Here is a 14,982-nt window from a genome sequence, read left to right as displayed (position 1 = left end):
AGGTAAACTGTTGTTACACTTCAGATACGAGTTTTCCGGATGGACGCAAAACAAACACGGCAGGGCGTATTACTCGCTCTTGCCGCCTATTTTATTTGGGGGATCGCCCCCGCATATTTCAAGCTGATCTATTACGTTCCCGCAGATGAGATCCTGACGCACCGCGTGATTTGGTCATTTTTCTTTATGGTGGCGCTGCTTAGCGTCAGCCGGCAGTGGCGACAGGTTAAGCGCTTACTGAAAACGCCAAAGAAGATTTTCCTGCTGGCCCTGTCCGCCGTACTGGTCGGCGGTAACTGGCTATTGTTCATTTGGGCGGTAAATAATCACCATATGCTGGAGGCCAGCCTGGGTTATTTCATTAATCCGCTGGTTAACATCTTGCTGGGGATGATTTTTCTTGGCGAACGCTTCCGTCGAATGCAGTGGCTGGCGGTGATTCTGGCGGTGTGCGGCGTGCTGGTGCAACTCTGGACCTTTGGCTCGCTGCCGATTATCGCGCTGGGGCTGGCGTTTAGTTTTGCGTTTTACGGCCTGGTGCGTAAGAAGATCGCCGTTGAAGCGCAGACGGGTATGCTGGTCGAAACGCTATGGCTGTTGCCGGTCGCCGCGATTTATCTGTTTGGCATCGCCGATAGCGCCACCAGCCATATGGGGCAAAACGCACTATCGTTGAACTTGCTGTTAATGGCGGCGGGTGTGGTCACTACGATTCCGCTGCTGTGCTTTACCGGAGCGGCTACGCGTCTGCGTCTTTCTACACTGGGCTTTTTCCAGTATATCGGCCCAACGCTGATGTTTTTACTGGCGGTGACGTTTTATGGCGAAGTGCCGGGCGCGGATAAGATGGTGACATTTGCGTTTATCTGGGTCGCGCTGGCGATTTTCGTGATGGATGCGATTTATACGCAGCGTAAAAAATAACGCGACTATTATTCTAAATATAATCTGAAAAAATATGCCTCCCCTTGTAAGGGGGGTAGCATATTGTCATGCTAACGACGTAACCCAACATATGGATGTGAAATTAATGTTAAGTGTTTTTATTCCTTCATCTGAGAGATGTGTTTCCAGATGTCGTTATTTATTATCATTCGCGCTAATAAATATAATATTTTCCATTTTGGTTGGGGTTTTATTATATTTAAGCTTTGTGATACTGGCAATTTTATTCACAATTTTACTACATTATCTCGTCATTAATTTAAACTGTCAGCGATTCAGAGACAGTGGCTTTGAATATATAAAATTCTATGTATGGGGTACGCTTGTAATCTATATTGCCTCCTTCGTGATAATGGTTGCTGAAGATTTCGCTTGCGATGGCTTTGGTATGCCTCTTTTTCTAATCTGGTATTTTGCAACCTTTTCTCTGCTACTTCTGGCCCCCCCGGATTCGAATTCACTCAACAAGTAATTTAATGGAGTTTACATGGACAAGGATTATATTAATGATGGTTCGCTATCTGAAAAATGGAAATACCGTTTTTCATTTTACGATCAACATGGTTTCCCTGGATTTTGGAAAGTAAGCCCAGAATATAAACAGGCATTTAAAGCATTAAAGCCCCGACAACGGTTGACTATTCAAATAAACTTTATTGCCTTTTTCTTCTCATGGATTTATTTGTTTGTACTGGGTCTGTGGAAAAAAGCAATTATAGTTATTTTATTAGGGATCGTTGCAATATTTATTGGAGCATTAATCGGCGTTAACATACTTGGACTTGTTGTCGCAGCTTATGTCGGCGTCAATACAAATAAGTGGTTCTATGAAAAAGAGGTTAAAGGTATCAATACCTGGAGCCTGTAACTTTTCAGGGTGGTTCAGCCGCAGCTGAATCACCCTGGCCTTAATGTCTTACAGCCAGTTCTTGCGCTTAAAGTACAGATACGGCGCAAGCCCCGCCAGAATCATAAAGATAATCGCGCCTGGATAACCAAAGCTCCACTTCAGTTCCGGCATAAACTCAAAGTTCATCCCATAGCTGGAAGCGACCAGCGTCGGCGGCAGGAACACCACGGAAACCACCGAGAAGATTTTGATAATGCGGTTCTGCTCAATGTTGATGAAACCCATCGCCGCCTGCATCAGGAAGTTCACCTTCTGGAACAGCGATTCATTGTGCGGCAGCAGAGATTCGATATCGCGCAGGATCTCACGCGCCTGCTCCAGCTGTCCGCCCGGTAAGCGCGCCTTGCGCACCAGGAAGTTCAGCGCGCGTTGGGTATCCATCAGACACAGGCGTACCTTCCAGCCGATATCTTCCAGTTCCGCCAGCGTGGAGAGCGCTTCGTCGTATTCATCGCCCTGATGCCCTTCCATAATGACGCGGCTCAGTTTTTCCAGATCGCTGTAAATGTTTTCGATCTCATCCGCTAGCTGTTCAATTTTGGTTTCGAACAGATCGAGCAGTAGTTCGTAAGCATTACCATCGACCATCGCCTGGCTGCGGGCGCGCATACGATACAAACGGAAGGCGGGCAGTTCGCGTTCACGCAGCGTAAACAGACGGCCATCGCGAATAGTGAATGCCACCGTAGAGTTACCGGCATGATCTTCCGCATCTTCGAAGAAGAAGAAGGAGTGGATATGCAGTCCGTCTTCGTCTTCAAAGAAGCGCGCGGATGCTTCGATATCTTCCAGTTCAGGACGCGTCGCCAGACTCTGGCCCAGCTCAGATTGTACGCGCAATCGCTCGTCGTCGTCCGGTTCGACCAAATCGACCCATACGGCATCAATCAGGCTTTGTGACTCCTCGACTTCCAGCCGGGTCAGTCGGTTTTTTTCCAGTTGAAATGCGCTCAGCATGACCGGGACTCCCAATGCGTAAAAATATCGGACAGTTCAGATGGGCACACAGAAACAAATTGGGTTTCAGACCATTAAACAGCCTGACTCAACGCGACGGGAAAAAATGAAAGGTCGCTGACAACCGCTAAGGCTATCAGCAAAAAGGGATAGCCTTAGGAGTTGATCCTGGATGACAGGATAATGAGCCAGTATCTACTGGGTGTGTCCAAGGCGAATGTCCTCTTAGCGTAATCGTGGGCGCATGTTACGCCAGCAAAAATTTGCCGTCAACACGCAACGAAACGCGAAAAAGCAATAATTTCCCCTTATGCAGAAAGGTTAGCAGAGTGAGAGTATTTATCTATGATTTCAGAATATTAACATCAATATATCGCCGGATGGCGGCTTCACCTTATCCGGCCTACAAATCAAAATGTTAGCCAGCGCGTAGGCCGGATAAGAGGTGCCATCCGGCACTATGAGAGCCGGTCAAACCGTTTCCAGCTTCGCATACGCGGCAACCAGCCATTTGATCCCTTGCCCCTGAAAAGCCACCTGCAACCGGCTATGCTCGCCGCTGCCCTCCAGGTTGACAATAGTTCCCTCGCCGAACTTCGCATGGCGCACACGTTGGCCGAGTTTGTAGCCTGTATCGTTTTCCGTCAGCGGCGTTCCCATTCGTTGATGGCTCACCGGACGACTGACGGTGGCGCGCAGACGGACCTCTTCCACGCACTCCTCCGGCAACTCGCCGATGAAACGCGACGGGCGATGGTAGACCTCTTTACCATACAGACGGCGAGTTTCGGCATAGGTTAGCGTCAGTTTCTGCATGGCACGGGTAACGCCGACGTAGGCCAGACGACGCTCCTCTTCCAAACGCCCGCCCTCATCCAGCGACATCTGGCTGGGGAACATGCCCTCTTCCATGCCGACGATAAACACCTGCGGAAACTCCAGCCCTTTGGCCGAGTGCAGCGTCATCAGCTGTACCGCATCCTGCCAGGTATCCGCCTGCCCCTCGCCCGCTTCCAGCGCCGCGTGAGAGAGGAAGGCCTGCAACGGCATCAAATCTTCATCTTCGTCGTTGTAGCTGAACTGCCGCGTCGCCGTCACCAGTTCCTCTAAGTTTTCGATGCGCGTCTGGCCTTTCTCGCCTTTTTCTTGCTCATACATGGTGCGCAGGCCGGAATCTTTGATCACCCGATCAGTCTGCACATGCAGCGGCATGTCGGCGGTTTCCTGCGCCAGAGCGTCAATCAATTCCATAAAGCGTTGTAGCGCGCTGGCCGCACGCCCGGCCAGGGCTTTTTCCTGTAACAATTCACGGCACGCCTGCCACAATGTTAGCTGGCGATCGCGCGAGGTCTGGCGCACCACGTCCAGCGTGCGGTCGCCGATGCCGCGCGTTGGGGTATTCACCACGCGTTCAAAGGCGGCATCATCGTTGCGATTGGCAATCAAACGCAGATAAGAGAGCGCATCTTTGATCTCCTGGCGTTCGAAGAAGCGCATACCGCCGTAAATCCGGTACGGCATACTGGCCTGTAATAACGCTTCTTCCAGCACGCGCGACTGGGCGTTGCTGCGATAAAGGATGGCGCATTGCGCAAGCGCGCCGCCGTTGTCCTGCCAGGTTTTTATACGGTTAACCACAAAGCGCGCTTCATCCAGCTCGTTGAAAGCGCAGTACAGCGATATCGGTTCGCCGTCAACGCCGTCAGTCCACAGTTTTTTACCCAAACGCCCATTGTTGTTTTCAATCAGAGCGTTCGCCGCGCTAAGGATGTTGCTGGTCGAGCGGTAATTCTGCTCCAGACGAATGGTCTGCGCGCCGGGGAAATCATTGAGGAAGCGCTGGATGTTCTCTACCTGGGCCCCGCGCCAGCCGTAGATCGACTGGTCATCGTCGCCAACGATCATTACCTTGCCGGTGTCGCCCGCCAGCAGACGAACCCAGGCGTACTGAATATTGTTGGTATCCTGGAATTCGTCCACCAGAATGTTAGTAAACCGCTCGCGATAGTGTTGCAGGATGTGCGGCTTGTTCAGCCATAGTTCATGAGCGCGCAGCAGTAGCTCGGCAAAATCCACCAGACCAGCGCGATCGCACGCTTCCTGATAGGCCTGATACACCTTCTGCCAGGTCTGCTCCACCGGGTTGCCATAGCTTTGGATATGGTGCGGGCGTAGCCCTTCGTCTTTCTGGCTATTGATGTACCACATCGCCTGACGCGGCGGCCACTGCTTCTCATCAAGATTCATCGCCTTAATCAGGCGTTTAAGCAAACGCATCTGATCTTCGCTGTCGAGAATCTGGAAATCCTGGGGCAAATTAGCGTCCATATGATGCGCGCGCAGCAGGCGGTGCGCCAGACCGTGGAACGTCCCTACCCACATTCCGCCCTGGCTGGTCCCCATCAACTGGCCAATACGATGGCGCATTTCCGCCGCCGCTTTATTGGTAAAGGTCACCGCCATGATGGAATATGGTGAGTTGTTTTCTACGCTCAGTAACCAGGCGATACGGTGCACCAGCACGCGGGTTTTACCACTCCCCGCGCCTGCCAGAACCAGCATGTTGCTGCGTGGCGCGGCCACCGCTTCACGCTGTTTATCATTAAGGCTGTCGAGCAGGTAAGAAACGTCCATTGGCACCGCCGCGTAAAAACATGAAAACTAAAAACGCCCGGGGCGCTTCGCTTACCGGGGCTACTTATCGTAGGGCGGATAAGCATAGCGCCATCCGCCAGAATAACTGGGAATTTATACAGAACTACTGGTGATTATATCAGCGAGGTGAGAGATGCCAACCGCGAAATTTCGATATGCGGCAGTAAACGGCTGTCCTGCGTCCGCATCAGGTCGGCATTTTCAGGTTTAATCCAGCAGGCCTGCATCCCACAGCGAATAGCGCCAGCCACATCGGTAGTCAGATCGTCGCCGACATGCAGGATCTCGCCGATCGGCACATGCAGCTTTTCCGCCGCCAGGAAATACATGTCGCTAAACGGCTTGGAACGCCCATCCGGGCCGGCGCGCAGTACAAACTTAAAGTAATCGCCGAGGCCAAACAGTTCCGGCTGGGCGTTGCCGTTAGTGATCGCCACCAGCGGCCATTTTTTCGCAAGCTGCTGTAACGTCTCATGGGTAGCCTGCGGAACCTCAATCTGGCTGCGCCATTTGGCAAAATGCATCATCGCCGCATTCGCGCCGGCAATGGCCTCCTGCGCCGATAATCCCGCATCCCGCATGGCCTGCTCTATCGCACGATGGCGCCAGCGGGTAACGTCATGATAGATTTCCGGCTCCGCTTCACGCACCGCCTGCCGTATCCGCTGTAAATCGACGTTTTGAAACGAACGTAGCGACGGGTGATAATTTTGCATAAAAGCGAGCGCTTCCTGCTCAGTACGCAAAATCACCGGACGGTTATCATAAAGGGTATCATCCAGGTCAAAGGTGAGCGCGGCAATACGCCCCAAAGGCCGGTAAAAACGCATTATTTCCCCCGTTTAGCGCGCGGATGCGCCGCGTCGTACACTGAAGCAAGGTGTTGAAAATCAAGATGAGTATAAATTTGGGTGGTGGAAAGGTTGGCATGACCCAGCAGCTCTTGCACGCCGCGCAGATCGCCGCTCGATTCCAGCATATGGGTCGCGAACGAATGGCGCAGCTTATGTGGATGCACGTGGCTGTTTAGCCCCTGCTTTATGCCCCATTCGGCGAACCGTTTTTGGACATTGCGCGCGGAGATACGCTTGCCGAGCTTCGACAGGAATAACGCCTCTTCATCGCTGGCGAACAGGCCGCGCAGATCCAGCCAGTGCTCAATCCACGTCACCGCGTTACGGCCAATCGGCAGGCGTCGCTCTTTGCTGCCTTTACCCATTACCCACACTTCTCCGGTATCGAGATCGAGGTGCTTTATATCCAGGCCAACCAGTTCGGATAAACGCAGCCCCGCGCCGTACATGACCTCCAGCATCGCCCGATCACGTACGGCGAGCGGATCGTTAAGATCGATGTCCAGCAGGCGGTTAACGTCGTCGACATCAATATTTTTCGGCAGATGACGCGGCGCTTTCGGTGCGGAGACGCCCTTCGCCGGGTTAGCTTTCAATTCGCCCTGACTGACTAACCAGTCAAAAAAGCTTCGCAATGCCGAGAGACGTAGCGCCAGACTGGCAGGGCCAAGCCCTTTGCGCCGACTGCGCACCGCAAAACTGCGCACAATCGCAGCGTCACATTGTTGCCAGCTTTTCAGCCCGGTTTCTCCGGCTAAAGCGATAATGGCATCAAGCTGACGCTGGTAGTTCAGCAGGGTAATGGGGCTAAGCTGGCGCTCCACGCCTAAATAGCGCAGGAACCGCGAGACATCCTGAGAAAGCGCAACATCCGTCATACGCGTTTAATCCAGCGTTCCAGCAGTTCCGGCAGCATCAGCGCGATCTCCTGTAAAAGCTGCGTCCCCTGCCCCGGCTGATAGTGGTGCGGGTCACGGCTGCTGAAGAGAATCACCCCGAGGTCGCCATCGCTGCCCATCATCGACATGGCTACCGAGCCTACAGCCTTCGCCTCCGGCAAGACCACCAGCAGTTCCGGGCCGTTTAGCGGGCCAAGATAATGCTGCGACTGTCCCAGTCGTTGAATACGCAGCGGCTCGAAGGCCTGACGGTTTAAAGCCAGATGCGTATAGCGCGATGGCGCGCCAAGACGCCACCGATCCGGGAACAAACGCAGCGTCGCGCCGGCAAGCCCCAAATCGCGCGCCCAGCGGTGAAACCGCATCAGCATCTCATCCAGACTATCCGCGGCGACCAGACGGCTTTGCAGATGCAGCAAGCGATAAAACAGGCTTTCATTGGCATGAGCCTGTTCCATCAGCAGCGTCATATTTTCTTCAAGCACATTGATGTGATTACGCGCGCGGGCCATATGCCACTCAACGAGCGAAACCGTTCCCCGCACGGGATGTGGAACACGCATCGCTTCCACGGCATGGGCGTTACGGATAAAAAACTCAGGGTGGTGGCGCAGGTAATCGACGACCGCTCGATCGTCCAGTTCCGTGAGCGTTTCCTGTAGTTCTTCCTCTGGTTGCTTCATAAATGGATAAATCCGTCGTAGATATGTGCCGCCGGACCAGTCATGTATAACGGATGACCCGGACCTTTCCAGGCGATATCCAGCCGACCGCCCGGTAATTCCACGCGTACTTCTTCAGCCAGCAGCCCCTGCTGAATCCCCACGGCAACGGCAGCGCACGCGCCGCTGCCGCACGCGCGGGTCTCCCCTGCGCCGCGTTCATAGACTCGTAGCCGGATATGCTCACGTCTTACAACCTGCATAAAACCAATGTTGGCGCGTTCCGGAAAACGCTCATGGCTTTCCAGAACCGGCCCCAGTGTTTCAACGGCCGCCGTGTCGACGTTATCAACCTGAATGACACAGTGCGGATTGCCCATTGAAACCACGCCGCACAGTATGGTCTGTTCCGCCGCTCGCATAATATACGTCTTTTCCGCTTTGTTGGCGCGAAAAGGCACCTGCGCGGGTTCAAAGTTTGGTTCCCCCATATTCACCCGCACCAGTTCATCTTCCGTGACGCTCAGTACCATCCGGCCATTCGCGGTACTGACCCGAATGTCGCGTTTATTGGTTAGCCCTTTCAGGCGAACAAATCGCGCGAAACAGCGCGCGCCATTGCCGCACTGCGAGACTTCACTGCCGTCGGCGTTGAAGATGCGGTAATGAAAGTCCAACTCAGGATCATAGGGCGGCTCAACCACCAGCAGCTGATCGAACCCTACGCCCAGGTGTCTGTCGGATAGCCGACGAATCAGTTCCGGCGAAAAAAAGACATTCTGCGTTACCGCGTCGACGACCATAAAATCGTTGCCAAGGCCATGCATTTTAGAGAATTGCATCATTCACTCCGTTCACGCGGGGACAGAAAACTATCCTCAGTAATTGACCTGGGACGGGCCATCTCCCGTTGCGCGATCGTTCTTATCGGGCATCGTGGACTGCGTTTGCGAATCGACTTTTTTCGTCGGCGGCGGCGCATTTTTATCGGCTGGCGGGAAATAAAGCGGCCCTTTCAAACCGCAGCCCGTCAGGCTGAACAGAGTCAGAAGTACAGCGAGTGTCTTAAACACGTTTTTCATTATGGATTGCCTGTAAGTTCATGCTTTCTATTTTCTATCATCGCAGGAGAAGGCGTAAAAGCAAGCGTTTAGGGGCTCTTTATAAAATCTGAAAAGCGGCGCGTTGCCATGATTATTGCGCATTTACATCAGGGAACATGCTTTGCTAATCACTTTAGGTTTACGTACCACGTCCGGATGACCTTATGCAATATCGTAATTTGTTTTGCCTTTTTTCGCTTTCACTTCTGCTGCCTCCCGCCTGGGGATGCCGGCTGAGTGAATCTCCGCACAATGTTTATCAACGGCAAGGCAGCGGCGTGGTTTATCTCCAGCCAGAAGAGGAGAACAATCTTTCGTTGCCGGAGGTGAATTTCAAACGCCTGCGTCGGTTACCCAATTCATTGATTAACCCGGCAACTCAGGGCTGAAACTGGATAGCCCAGCCCCCTTCCTGAACCGGGAAATTAACGCCGGAAAAGAGCATGGCTATTTTATGCGTGATAGCCAGCAAGGTCAGGGTATTCATGTCTTTAGCATCAATGGGCCGCTAAAAGTCACCGAGCGTTTTGCGTATGACAACCGCTATGTTTATACGTGGATTGGCAGCCAGCTTTACCGAACAGCATCCCCCTGCCCGGATAAGACGCATACTCTGAATAGGAACGTCATGTACACCAACAATAAAGACATCATCATCATAACGCAGGCACCGGAATGCCAAAAATGACGCCGCTAAACCGTTTTGCGCGTTTGAATAAACATCTGAAAAACGCCCTTCGGGGCGTGGGGATCGGTTCATGCATTTACGTCATTATTGAAAGCATTATGCACGGCACGATAAACGGTGTTGAAGCTGCCGGAGTCCTGACGATAAGCGCGGTACTCGGTCTGCTTAGCGCTCTTTTGGATATCAAAGCAAAGCCGCGCGCCCCCTTAATCCTGTTGCATTTTCTCCTCTGCGGCGGCTGCGTCGCACTGATGGTGGCAATGCTGTCGGCTCTGAACCATTTCCCGGTTAACGCGTCCGTCATACTTATCACCGGTGCGCTATTTATCGTCATTTATCTACCGCTGAGTTTTATCCTTTACCGCTCACAACGGTAATTCGTATCGGTTCCAGAAGCTGACGCTTCCCCTTATACTGGCGCTATCACTCAATAGCGGGATAAAACAATGAACGACAGTGAATTTCATCGCCTTGCCGACACTCTGTGGTTAGCCATTGAAGAACGTCTGGACGACTGGGATGGCGACAGCGATATCGACTGTGAAATCAACGGCGGCGTGTTGACCATCAGCTTTGAAAACGGCAGTAAGATCATTATTAACCGTCAGGAGCCGTTGCACCAGGTGTGGCTGGCGACCAAACAGGGCGGCTATCATTTCGATCTGAAAGGCGACGAGTGGGTTTGCGATCGCAGCGGCGAAACCTTCTGGGATCTGCTGGAGCAGGCGGCAACGCAGCAGGCGGGTGAAAAGGTGAGTTTTCGCTAAGTTTTAATTCCGCAGGAGAGCCAGAAGAATAGCGCTTTCCTGCGTATATTTAACGAGATATGCGGTCGTATTACCAACCCCGAAATGTGAAATACAGCCAGGTTGCCAGAAACAGCGCGGGCCATACACTCAACCAACCAACCCAAAAACCGTAGCGTTGCCAAAAGGTTAGGTTAAATAGTGGCTTCTGCTCGGTAAAAAGTTGACGTAACGCTGGTGACCAACGTTTTTCCTTGATTTCATTGCTGCAATGATTGCATATCGCTAAACCAAACTTATCTCTTTTTCTCGCTTGAGACAGACCACATGTACGGGTCCTTTTTTGGCGAATAATCAACCATACATCCTGATTATTACAATAAGGGCATGTTTCATGTGTGGGTAGGGTTGCCAGAGGCAGCACATCAATATGGTGAGTAATAACAAAAAACATATATCTCTACCCTATTGTTCCAGGTTTCTGGCAACAGCCATTTTAAAAATATCCTGTAACTCATCTGAATCATAATCGAGATCGTTTAGAGAGATATTCATCACGCGATTACTTCCATGCTTATTTAATAATGACAGAAAATTATTACGCATTTTCTCATTAGTAATTCGCTGACAATAAAGCTCAACATCTTTGACAAAAACGGCCAGCACAGGCGTATTATCGCTAACACGCTCACCAACATAGTCGATTTCATGCCAGTAAACTATTGGTAGCCTGGTTGTGTGTAATGTTACTCCCTCCTGGTTCAACGTTAGCTGTGGCTTTCCTGAAAAGGCGGAGTACCAGTAAGCACTTGCGCCTGCTATCATGAGGAGTATTAAAAAAACACACACCATCTTTAGCATAATACTATAATTTAGAAAGAGGCTCATCATAAGAGCTATAGCTACCACTGAATAAAACAGAGCTAATTTTATTTGTCGTTTCTTATTCACGTAAATAAGAATAGGGTTGTTTATTGACATATAATATCCTTTTATAAAAACATCCATAAGAAACCATTAAAGAGCTTTTGTTTCTAATATGGTTTTTCAAAACATATTTACGAAAACAATGAAAGACGCGATAGCGTTTTGAACGGTCTGGATATTACTACATAAATTGTATAAGAAAAAATATTGTCTAAACCTTGTTCCGCTCAATGAGCATTCTTCGAATGTAGGCTGGATAAGGCGTGTTAGCGCCGCCATCCGGCACAGTATCGTTCTAAAGCCATAATCATATTGATAAGAATAATGGCCGCACATGTGAGCATTAACGCGGTAAAGAACAAAAAGGCGATACCGTACAATTCCCATCCCAAGTCATAGAGAAAATGGTAATTGTCGCAGGAGATGATCACATCCTCCAGACCGGGACATACTTTTCCCCATCGCCCCCAGTAAGACGCATCCCAGAGTTGAAAACTGGCCATGCTGGCGCATAGCGAGATCAGGCACCCAGCAGATATAAAACAGAATAACTTATTTATAAGAATGAAGCCGAGGCTGACCATCGCCATGACTATCCCTAACAAAATGAACGCATCTGCCACCTCAAACCTCCTCCTGTAAACCAAATGCGGAGGTCACGGTAACGAAGTTGGGTGAAGTTAATGTGAAGCGGTGAACGCCGGCCGGGCAGCTTTGCCCGGCGCAGCACTTACGAAAAATACTGCTGCAATAGCGGCGCGTCATGATCCTGGTTTGCTGGCGGCACGGTGTTGATAGGCTGCGTACGGAATGGGATCACCTGCGCGCGGCCATCGGTTTTCACTATCTGGTAGAACTGCGGCAGGTTAAAGTTGATAAAACTGGAGCCATACGTGAAGCGATCGTGCGATGACGAATAGAAGCGACTGACGTCGCGCACCAGTTCTTCCTTGCTACCCTCGCAGTGGTGATACACTTCCGCCCGGTTACTTTCATCCAGAATATAAATATTAAAGCCTTTCTCATCGCCCGTTTCTTCAAAGAAGAACTGGATGATCCCTTCGCTGGCGAAGCCATCCACCACTGACGGCAATTCCACCTGGTTGGTTTCCACCTGTACCGACAGCCCGTGCAGCTTGTTATGCGAAATCGCGCCGTAGAATTCGATAGCGTTCTCCAGCTTCTGCACCGAGACATTCAAGCGTTCGAAGAATAGTCCCCACGTCTGCCCGGAAACCCGCAGCGCCTTGAAGCGACCGGTCTCCTGACGGGTGCTGGAAAGACGTAGCTCGATACATTCGGAGACCAGTTGCTGCACACGGGTGCGAATCAGGCCGCGAAGATGCTGACTGTAGCAGAACACTTCGACGCTATCCGGCGGCGCGGCATCCTGGTGCATTTTCCCCAGAATCGTTTTCAGCGCTTCGATCATCGCCTGCTCGCCGTTAAAGTGCAGAGTACGCACTTCGTTCCACGAGTTGCGATATAACAAGTCGATACTGCCTATCAGACAGTTTTGCTCTTCGCCAAAGCTGAAAACGTCCAGCTTACGGAAGTCAAAATGGACCACTTTATTGCGAAACGCCGCCGTCGGGTCATATTCGAGGTTAACGATAATCGCCAGATGGCGAATTTCACAGGGGCTGTAGAGCGCTTTCGGCGTCGGAGCAGGCAAGCGCAGCGGGAAATGGTGCGAAACATCGGCGACCATCTCCTGCAACTTAGGCAGGTCGACAATACCGTTGCCCTTAATAAACAGATGCGTTCGCGACGTCAGCAGGCCGTTGAACCACGCCCACGCGACCAGCTTATTAAGATAACGGTTATATTCCAGCGGCTGATGGCTGATGATGGAATCCATGTTCGGCGCGCGGTTGTAGAGATACCAGCCTGAACGGTTGGCGCGTCCCGGCGGCACATGGATAAAGGTTAAATTCGGCTCGGACAGATCCGGCGATATCTGCGGGTTCACCAGCGTGACTTTACCCGGCAACGCTTCAAAAGCGGCGTACAGCTTACGCGTCAGTACGCCGATATCCTGCGGGCTGGCACTCACGCTGAGGTTGTTGCGCCGCGCAAAGCGAATCAGATTACGATAGCTTTGCATCATGGCGTCGAGCAATTCGTTGTGAGCTTCGCGCACCTGATCGATTTTCCAGTTTGCGCGATTATCGAGCATGGTCAGACGCGCGTCGTCCCATCCCCACTCGCTGACTAACTGGCTTAATACTTCCCGACGCCAGCCTACGCAGGCACGCTCGCGACTTAATTTCTCGCACACTTTCAGGTAAAAGCAGCGGCGGACTAAATCCAGCCGCGTCGGATCTTCAATCGCCGTCAGGTATTCAGTGACCCGTTCCAGCATCATGCAGTAGGGATCGAGTCCAAACGATACGATTTCACCGTCATGCAGACGTTGTTTAATATCTTTCGCCAGCAGACGTGGGTTGGGATATTCCCATGAGTAGGCTTCCAGCAGCAGCGTTTTCAGCACCGCTTTGTACGGCGAGTCAATGCTCTTGTATAGCTGCCACAGGCTGGCGCCAAAGTACTCTTCGGCGGAGAGCGAGCTTAAGCCCCCCAGATCCAGCCATTCGTTTGGCGTTAATACGCCCTGCGCGTAGAGCGTCATGACATAGTCGTCGTAATGCTCTTCTTCGTCGCACGGCACCATACTCCACAGGATACGCTTCCCGGCCAGGCGCACAGCGGTACGATAAAACTCATCAAGCAACAGGATATGCTGCGTAGAACCACAGTCTTCCCCGCCCAGACTGCCGCTTTCGTTATGGCGGAAACGGTTCTCGTCGATCAGGAAGAAGCTCACCTCAACGCCAAGCGAGGCGGCCCAGCTTTCCAGCAGGCTACACTTACGTTGCAGCAACTGACGCTCTTCGCCGTCGAGCCAGGACTGATGGCACACCCAGATATCCAGGTCGGACGAGCAGCTCTGCCCGACCGAGGAGGTGCTGCCCATGGTGTAAACACCGGTAATCGGCAGCTCGCCCTTCGGCGGGTCCTGCGGCGTCATACCGCGGTACAGCTCAAGTTCGTTCAGATAGTGGCGTTGGGTTTCATCAGGCGTGTAGAAGCAAATACCGCTGGGAACGTTACCATCAAGGTAACCCGGCATCAGTGGATGGTGATAGTGCAATAATGTCGGCAGAAGACTGTAAACCTGCTGAAAAGCGGGTCCCATGGCAGCAAGCGCGCGATCCACACGCAGTTGATTTATGGCATCCAGTCTCTGTTTCAGAGTCTCAATATAGAGGTACAAGACGTATCGCCTGATGTTGCTACCCGTCATGGTGCAGGTCAGTACTTGACCGTCGCCATTCGGGATAAACCGTATGTCAAAAATAACCGTTACCCTTTCTCGCCTGCATATTTTTATCTAATACCGACGAAAAAATGGTCTAAAACGTGATCAATTTAACACCTTGCTCATTGACCGTAAAGAAAGATGCGCTACATACAAGTGTAGCACCGTTCGCTGCGTGTAAATTCTTAAATACGGGCTGGCGGTTTCTCGTCATTATTCACTGTCATTGACGACACTGCGCCTTATCCTCTCACTCACGGTGACCGGAAAACTAACATACTCTCTATAAGGATGTTAGGATGGTCAATGATTGA

General features: G+C 51.7%; 17 protein-coding genes and 2 pseudogenes. 7 read left to right on the top strand and 12 right to left on the bottom strand.

The window, feature by feature from the left end; genetic code table 11:
- Nucleotides 1-39 precede the first annotated feature (39 nt).
- Genes rarD through ACH0WD_RS20830 form a run of 3 tightly spaced genes read left to right on the top strand, consistent with a single transcriptional unit; the run spans nt 40 to nt 1,813 of the window.
- On the top strand, nt 40-924 hold the full coding sequence (gene rarD, locus ACH0WD_RS20840; protein WP_000339078.1) for an EamA family transporter RarD: 885 nt from the start codon (nt 40-42) through the stop codon (nt 922-924).
- Between the two features lie 34 nt (nt 925-958).
- The gene (locus ACH0WD_RS20835; protein ID WP_001738611.1) at nt 959-1,417 is read left to right on the top strand and encodes a membrane protein; all 459 of its coding nucleotides are present in this window, start codon (nt 959-961) and stop codon (nt 1,415-1,417) included.
- A 15-nt stretch (nt 1,418-1,432) separates the two neighbouring features.
- The gene (locus ACH0WD_RS20830) at nt 1,433-1,813 is read left to right on the top strand and encodes a DUF2628 domain-containing protein (RefSeq protein ID WP_000356594.1); all 381 of its coding nucleotides are present in this window, start codon (nt 1,433-1,435) and stop codon (nt 1,811-1,813) included.
- Nucleotides 1,814-1,861: 48 nt separating this feature from the next.
- Here the strand turns inward: ACH0WD_RS20830 and corA are convergent, their stop codons facing one another.
- The 8 genes from corA to ACH0WD_RS20790 all read right to left on the bottom strand — a co-directional run bounded on the left by corA (nt 1,862) and on the right by ACH0WD_RS20790 (nt 8,964).
- Nucleotides 1,862-2,812: a magnesium/cobalt transporter CorA gene (gene corA, locus ACH0WD_RS20825; RefSeq protein ID WP_000947139.1), complete on the bottom strand. Its 951-nt coding sequence runs from the start codon at nt 2,810-2,812 to the stop codon at nt 1,862-1,864.
- Between the two features lie 155 nt (nt 2,813-2,967).
- Nucleotides 2,968-3,024 carry a YsgD/CorL family protein gene (gene ysgD, locus ACH0WD_RS20820; protein WP_212723238.1) on the bottom strand — a complete coding sequence of 19 codons (57 nt, stop codon included), beginning with the start codon at nt 3,022-3,024 and terminating at the stop codon, nt 2,968-2,970.
- A gap of 259 nt (nt 3,025-3,283) precedes the next feature.
- Nucleotides 3,284-5,446 carry a DNA helicase II gene (gene uvrD, locus ACH0WD_RS20815; RefSeq protein ID WP_000383437.1) on the bottom strand — a complete coding sequence of 721 codons (2,163 nt, stop codon included), beginning with the start codon at nt 5,444-5,446 and terminating at the stop codon, nt 3,284-3,286.
- A 134-nt stretch (nt 5,447-5,580) separates the two neighbouring features.
- The gene (gene yigB / locus ACH0WD_RS20810; RefSeq protein WP_001213560.1) at nt 5,581-6,297 is read right to left on the bottom strand and encodes a 5-amino-6-(5-phospho-D-ribitylamino)uracil phosphatase YigB; all 717 of its coding nucleotides are present in this window, start codon (nt 6,295-6,297) and stop codon (nt 5,581-5,583) included.
- Nucleotides 6,297-7,199, bottom strand: coding sequence for a tyrosine recombinase XerC (gene xerC, locus ACH0WD_RS20805; protein ID WP_000132874.1), 903 nt, complete (start codon nt 7,197-7,199; stop codon nt 6,297-6,299). Before xerC ends, yigB begins: the two co-directional genes overlap by 1 nt.
- Nucleotides 7,196-7,903 (bottom strand): DUF484 domain-containing protein, encoded by a 708-nt coding sequence (locus ACH0WD_RS20800; RefSeq protein ID WP_000812760.1) that lies wholly within the window; start codon nt 7,901-7,903, stop codon nt 7,196-7,198. Before ACH0WD_RS20800 ends, xerC begins: the two co-directional genes overlap by 4 nt.
- Entirely contained in the window at nt 7,900-8,724 is an 825-nt protein-coding gene (gene dapF / locus ACH0WD_RS20795) for a diaminopimelate epimerase (RefSeq protein ID WP_001160671.1), read from the bottom strand. Before dapF ends, ACH0WD_RS20800 begins: the two co-directional genes overlap by 4 nt.
- 36 nt (nt 8,725-8,760) lie before the next feature.
- A complete protein-coding gene (locus ACH0WD_RS20790) occupies nt 8,761-8,964 on the bottom strand; it encodes a lipoprotein (RefSeq protein WP_000799903.1) in 204 nt (67 codons plus the stop codon).
- A gap of 185 nt (nt 8,965-9,149) precedes the next feature.
- Here ACH0WD_RS20790 and ACH0WD_RS20785 point away from each other — a divergent pair.
- The 4 genes and pseudogenes from ACH0WD_RS20785 to cyaY form a co-directional block, all read left to right on the top strand.
- A pseudogene (locus tag ACH0WD_RS20785) lies at nt 9,150-9,368 on the top strand (hypothetical protein); the annotation flags it as partial.
- 2 nt (nt 9,369-9,370) lie between these two features.
- A pseudogene (locus ACH0WD_RS20780) lies at nt 9,371-9,673 on the top strand (hypothetical protein); the annotation flags it as partial.
- Nucleotides 9,661-10,050: a DUF3021 family protein gene (locus tag ACH0WD_RS20775; RefSeq protein WP_001125561.1), complete on the top strand. Its 390-nt coding sequence runs from the start codon at nt 9,661-9,663 to the stop codon at nt 10,048-10,050. The pseudogene ACH0WD_RS20780 and the gene ACH0WD_RS20775, both read left to right, overlap by 13 nt.
- Before the next feature lie 69 nt (nt 10,051-10,119).
- Nucleotides 10,120-10,440, top strand: a complete 321-nt coding sequence (gene cyaY / locus ACH0WD_RS20770) for an iron donor protein CyaY (protein WP_000999959.1) — start codon at nt 10,120-10,122, stop codon at nt 10,438-10,440.
- Between the two features lie 70 nt (nt 10,441-10,510).
- Here cyaY and ACH0WD_RS20765 read toward each other — a convergent pair whose 3' ends face one another.
- The 4 genes from ACH0WD_RS20765 to cyaA form a co-directional block, all read right to left on the bottom strand.
- Complete coding sequence (locus ACH0WD_RS20765) at nt 10,511-10,873, bottom strand: hypothetical protein (RefSeq protein WP_010989084.1); 363 nt, start codon at nt 10,871-10,873, stop codon at nt 10,511-10,513.
- An 11-nt stretch (nt 10,874-10,884) separates the two neighbouring features.
- Nucleotides 10,885-11,427: an STM3941 family protein gene (locus ACH0WD_RS20760; protein ID WP_001747560.1), complete on the bottom strand. Its 543-nt coding sequence runs from the start codon at nt 11,425-11,427 to the stop codon at nt 10,885-10,887.
- A 185-nt stretch (nt 11,428-11,612) separates the two neighbouring features.
- Nucleotides 11,613-11,969: a hypothetical protein gene (locus ACH0WD_RS20755; protein WP_000752577.1), complete on the bottom strand. Its 357-nt coding sequence runs from the start codon at nt 11,967-11,969 to the stop codon at nt 11,613-11,615.
- A gap of 107 nt (nt 11,970-12,076) precedes the next feature.
- Entirely contained in the window at nt 12,077-14,623 is a 2,547-nt protein-coding gene (gene cyaA / locus ACH0WD_RS20750; protein ID WP_000281716.1) for a class I adenylate cyclase, read from the bottom strand.
- Between the last annotated feature and the right edge of the window lie 359 nt (nt 14,624-14,982).

Source organism: Salmonella sp. 2020_1395, assembly GCF_043848115.1.
In the GTDB taxonomy this organism is placed as follows: Bacteria; Pseudomonadota; Gammaproteobacteria; order Enterobacterales; family Enterobacteriaceae; genus Salmonella; species Salmonella enterica.
Note: the sequence above shows the minus strand (reverse complement) of the source record. Positions and strands in the feature narration are given on the sequence as shown.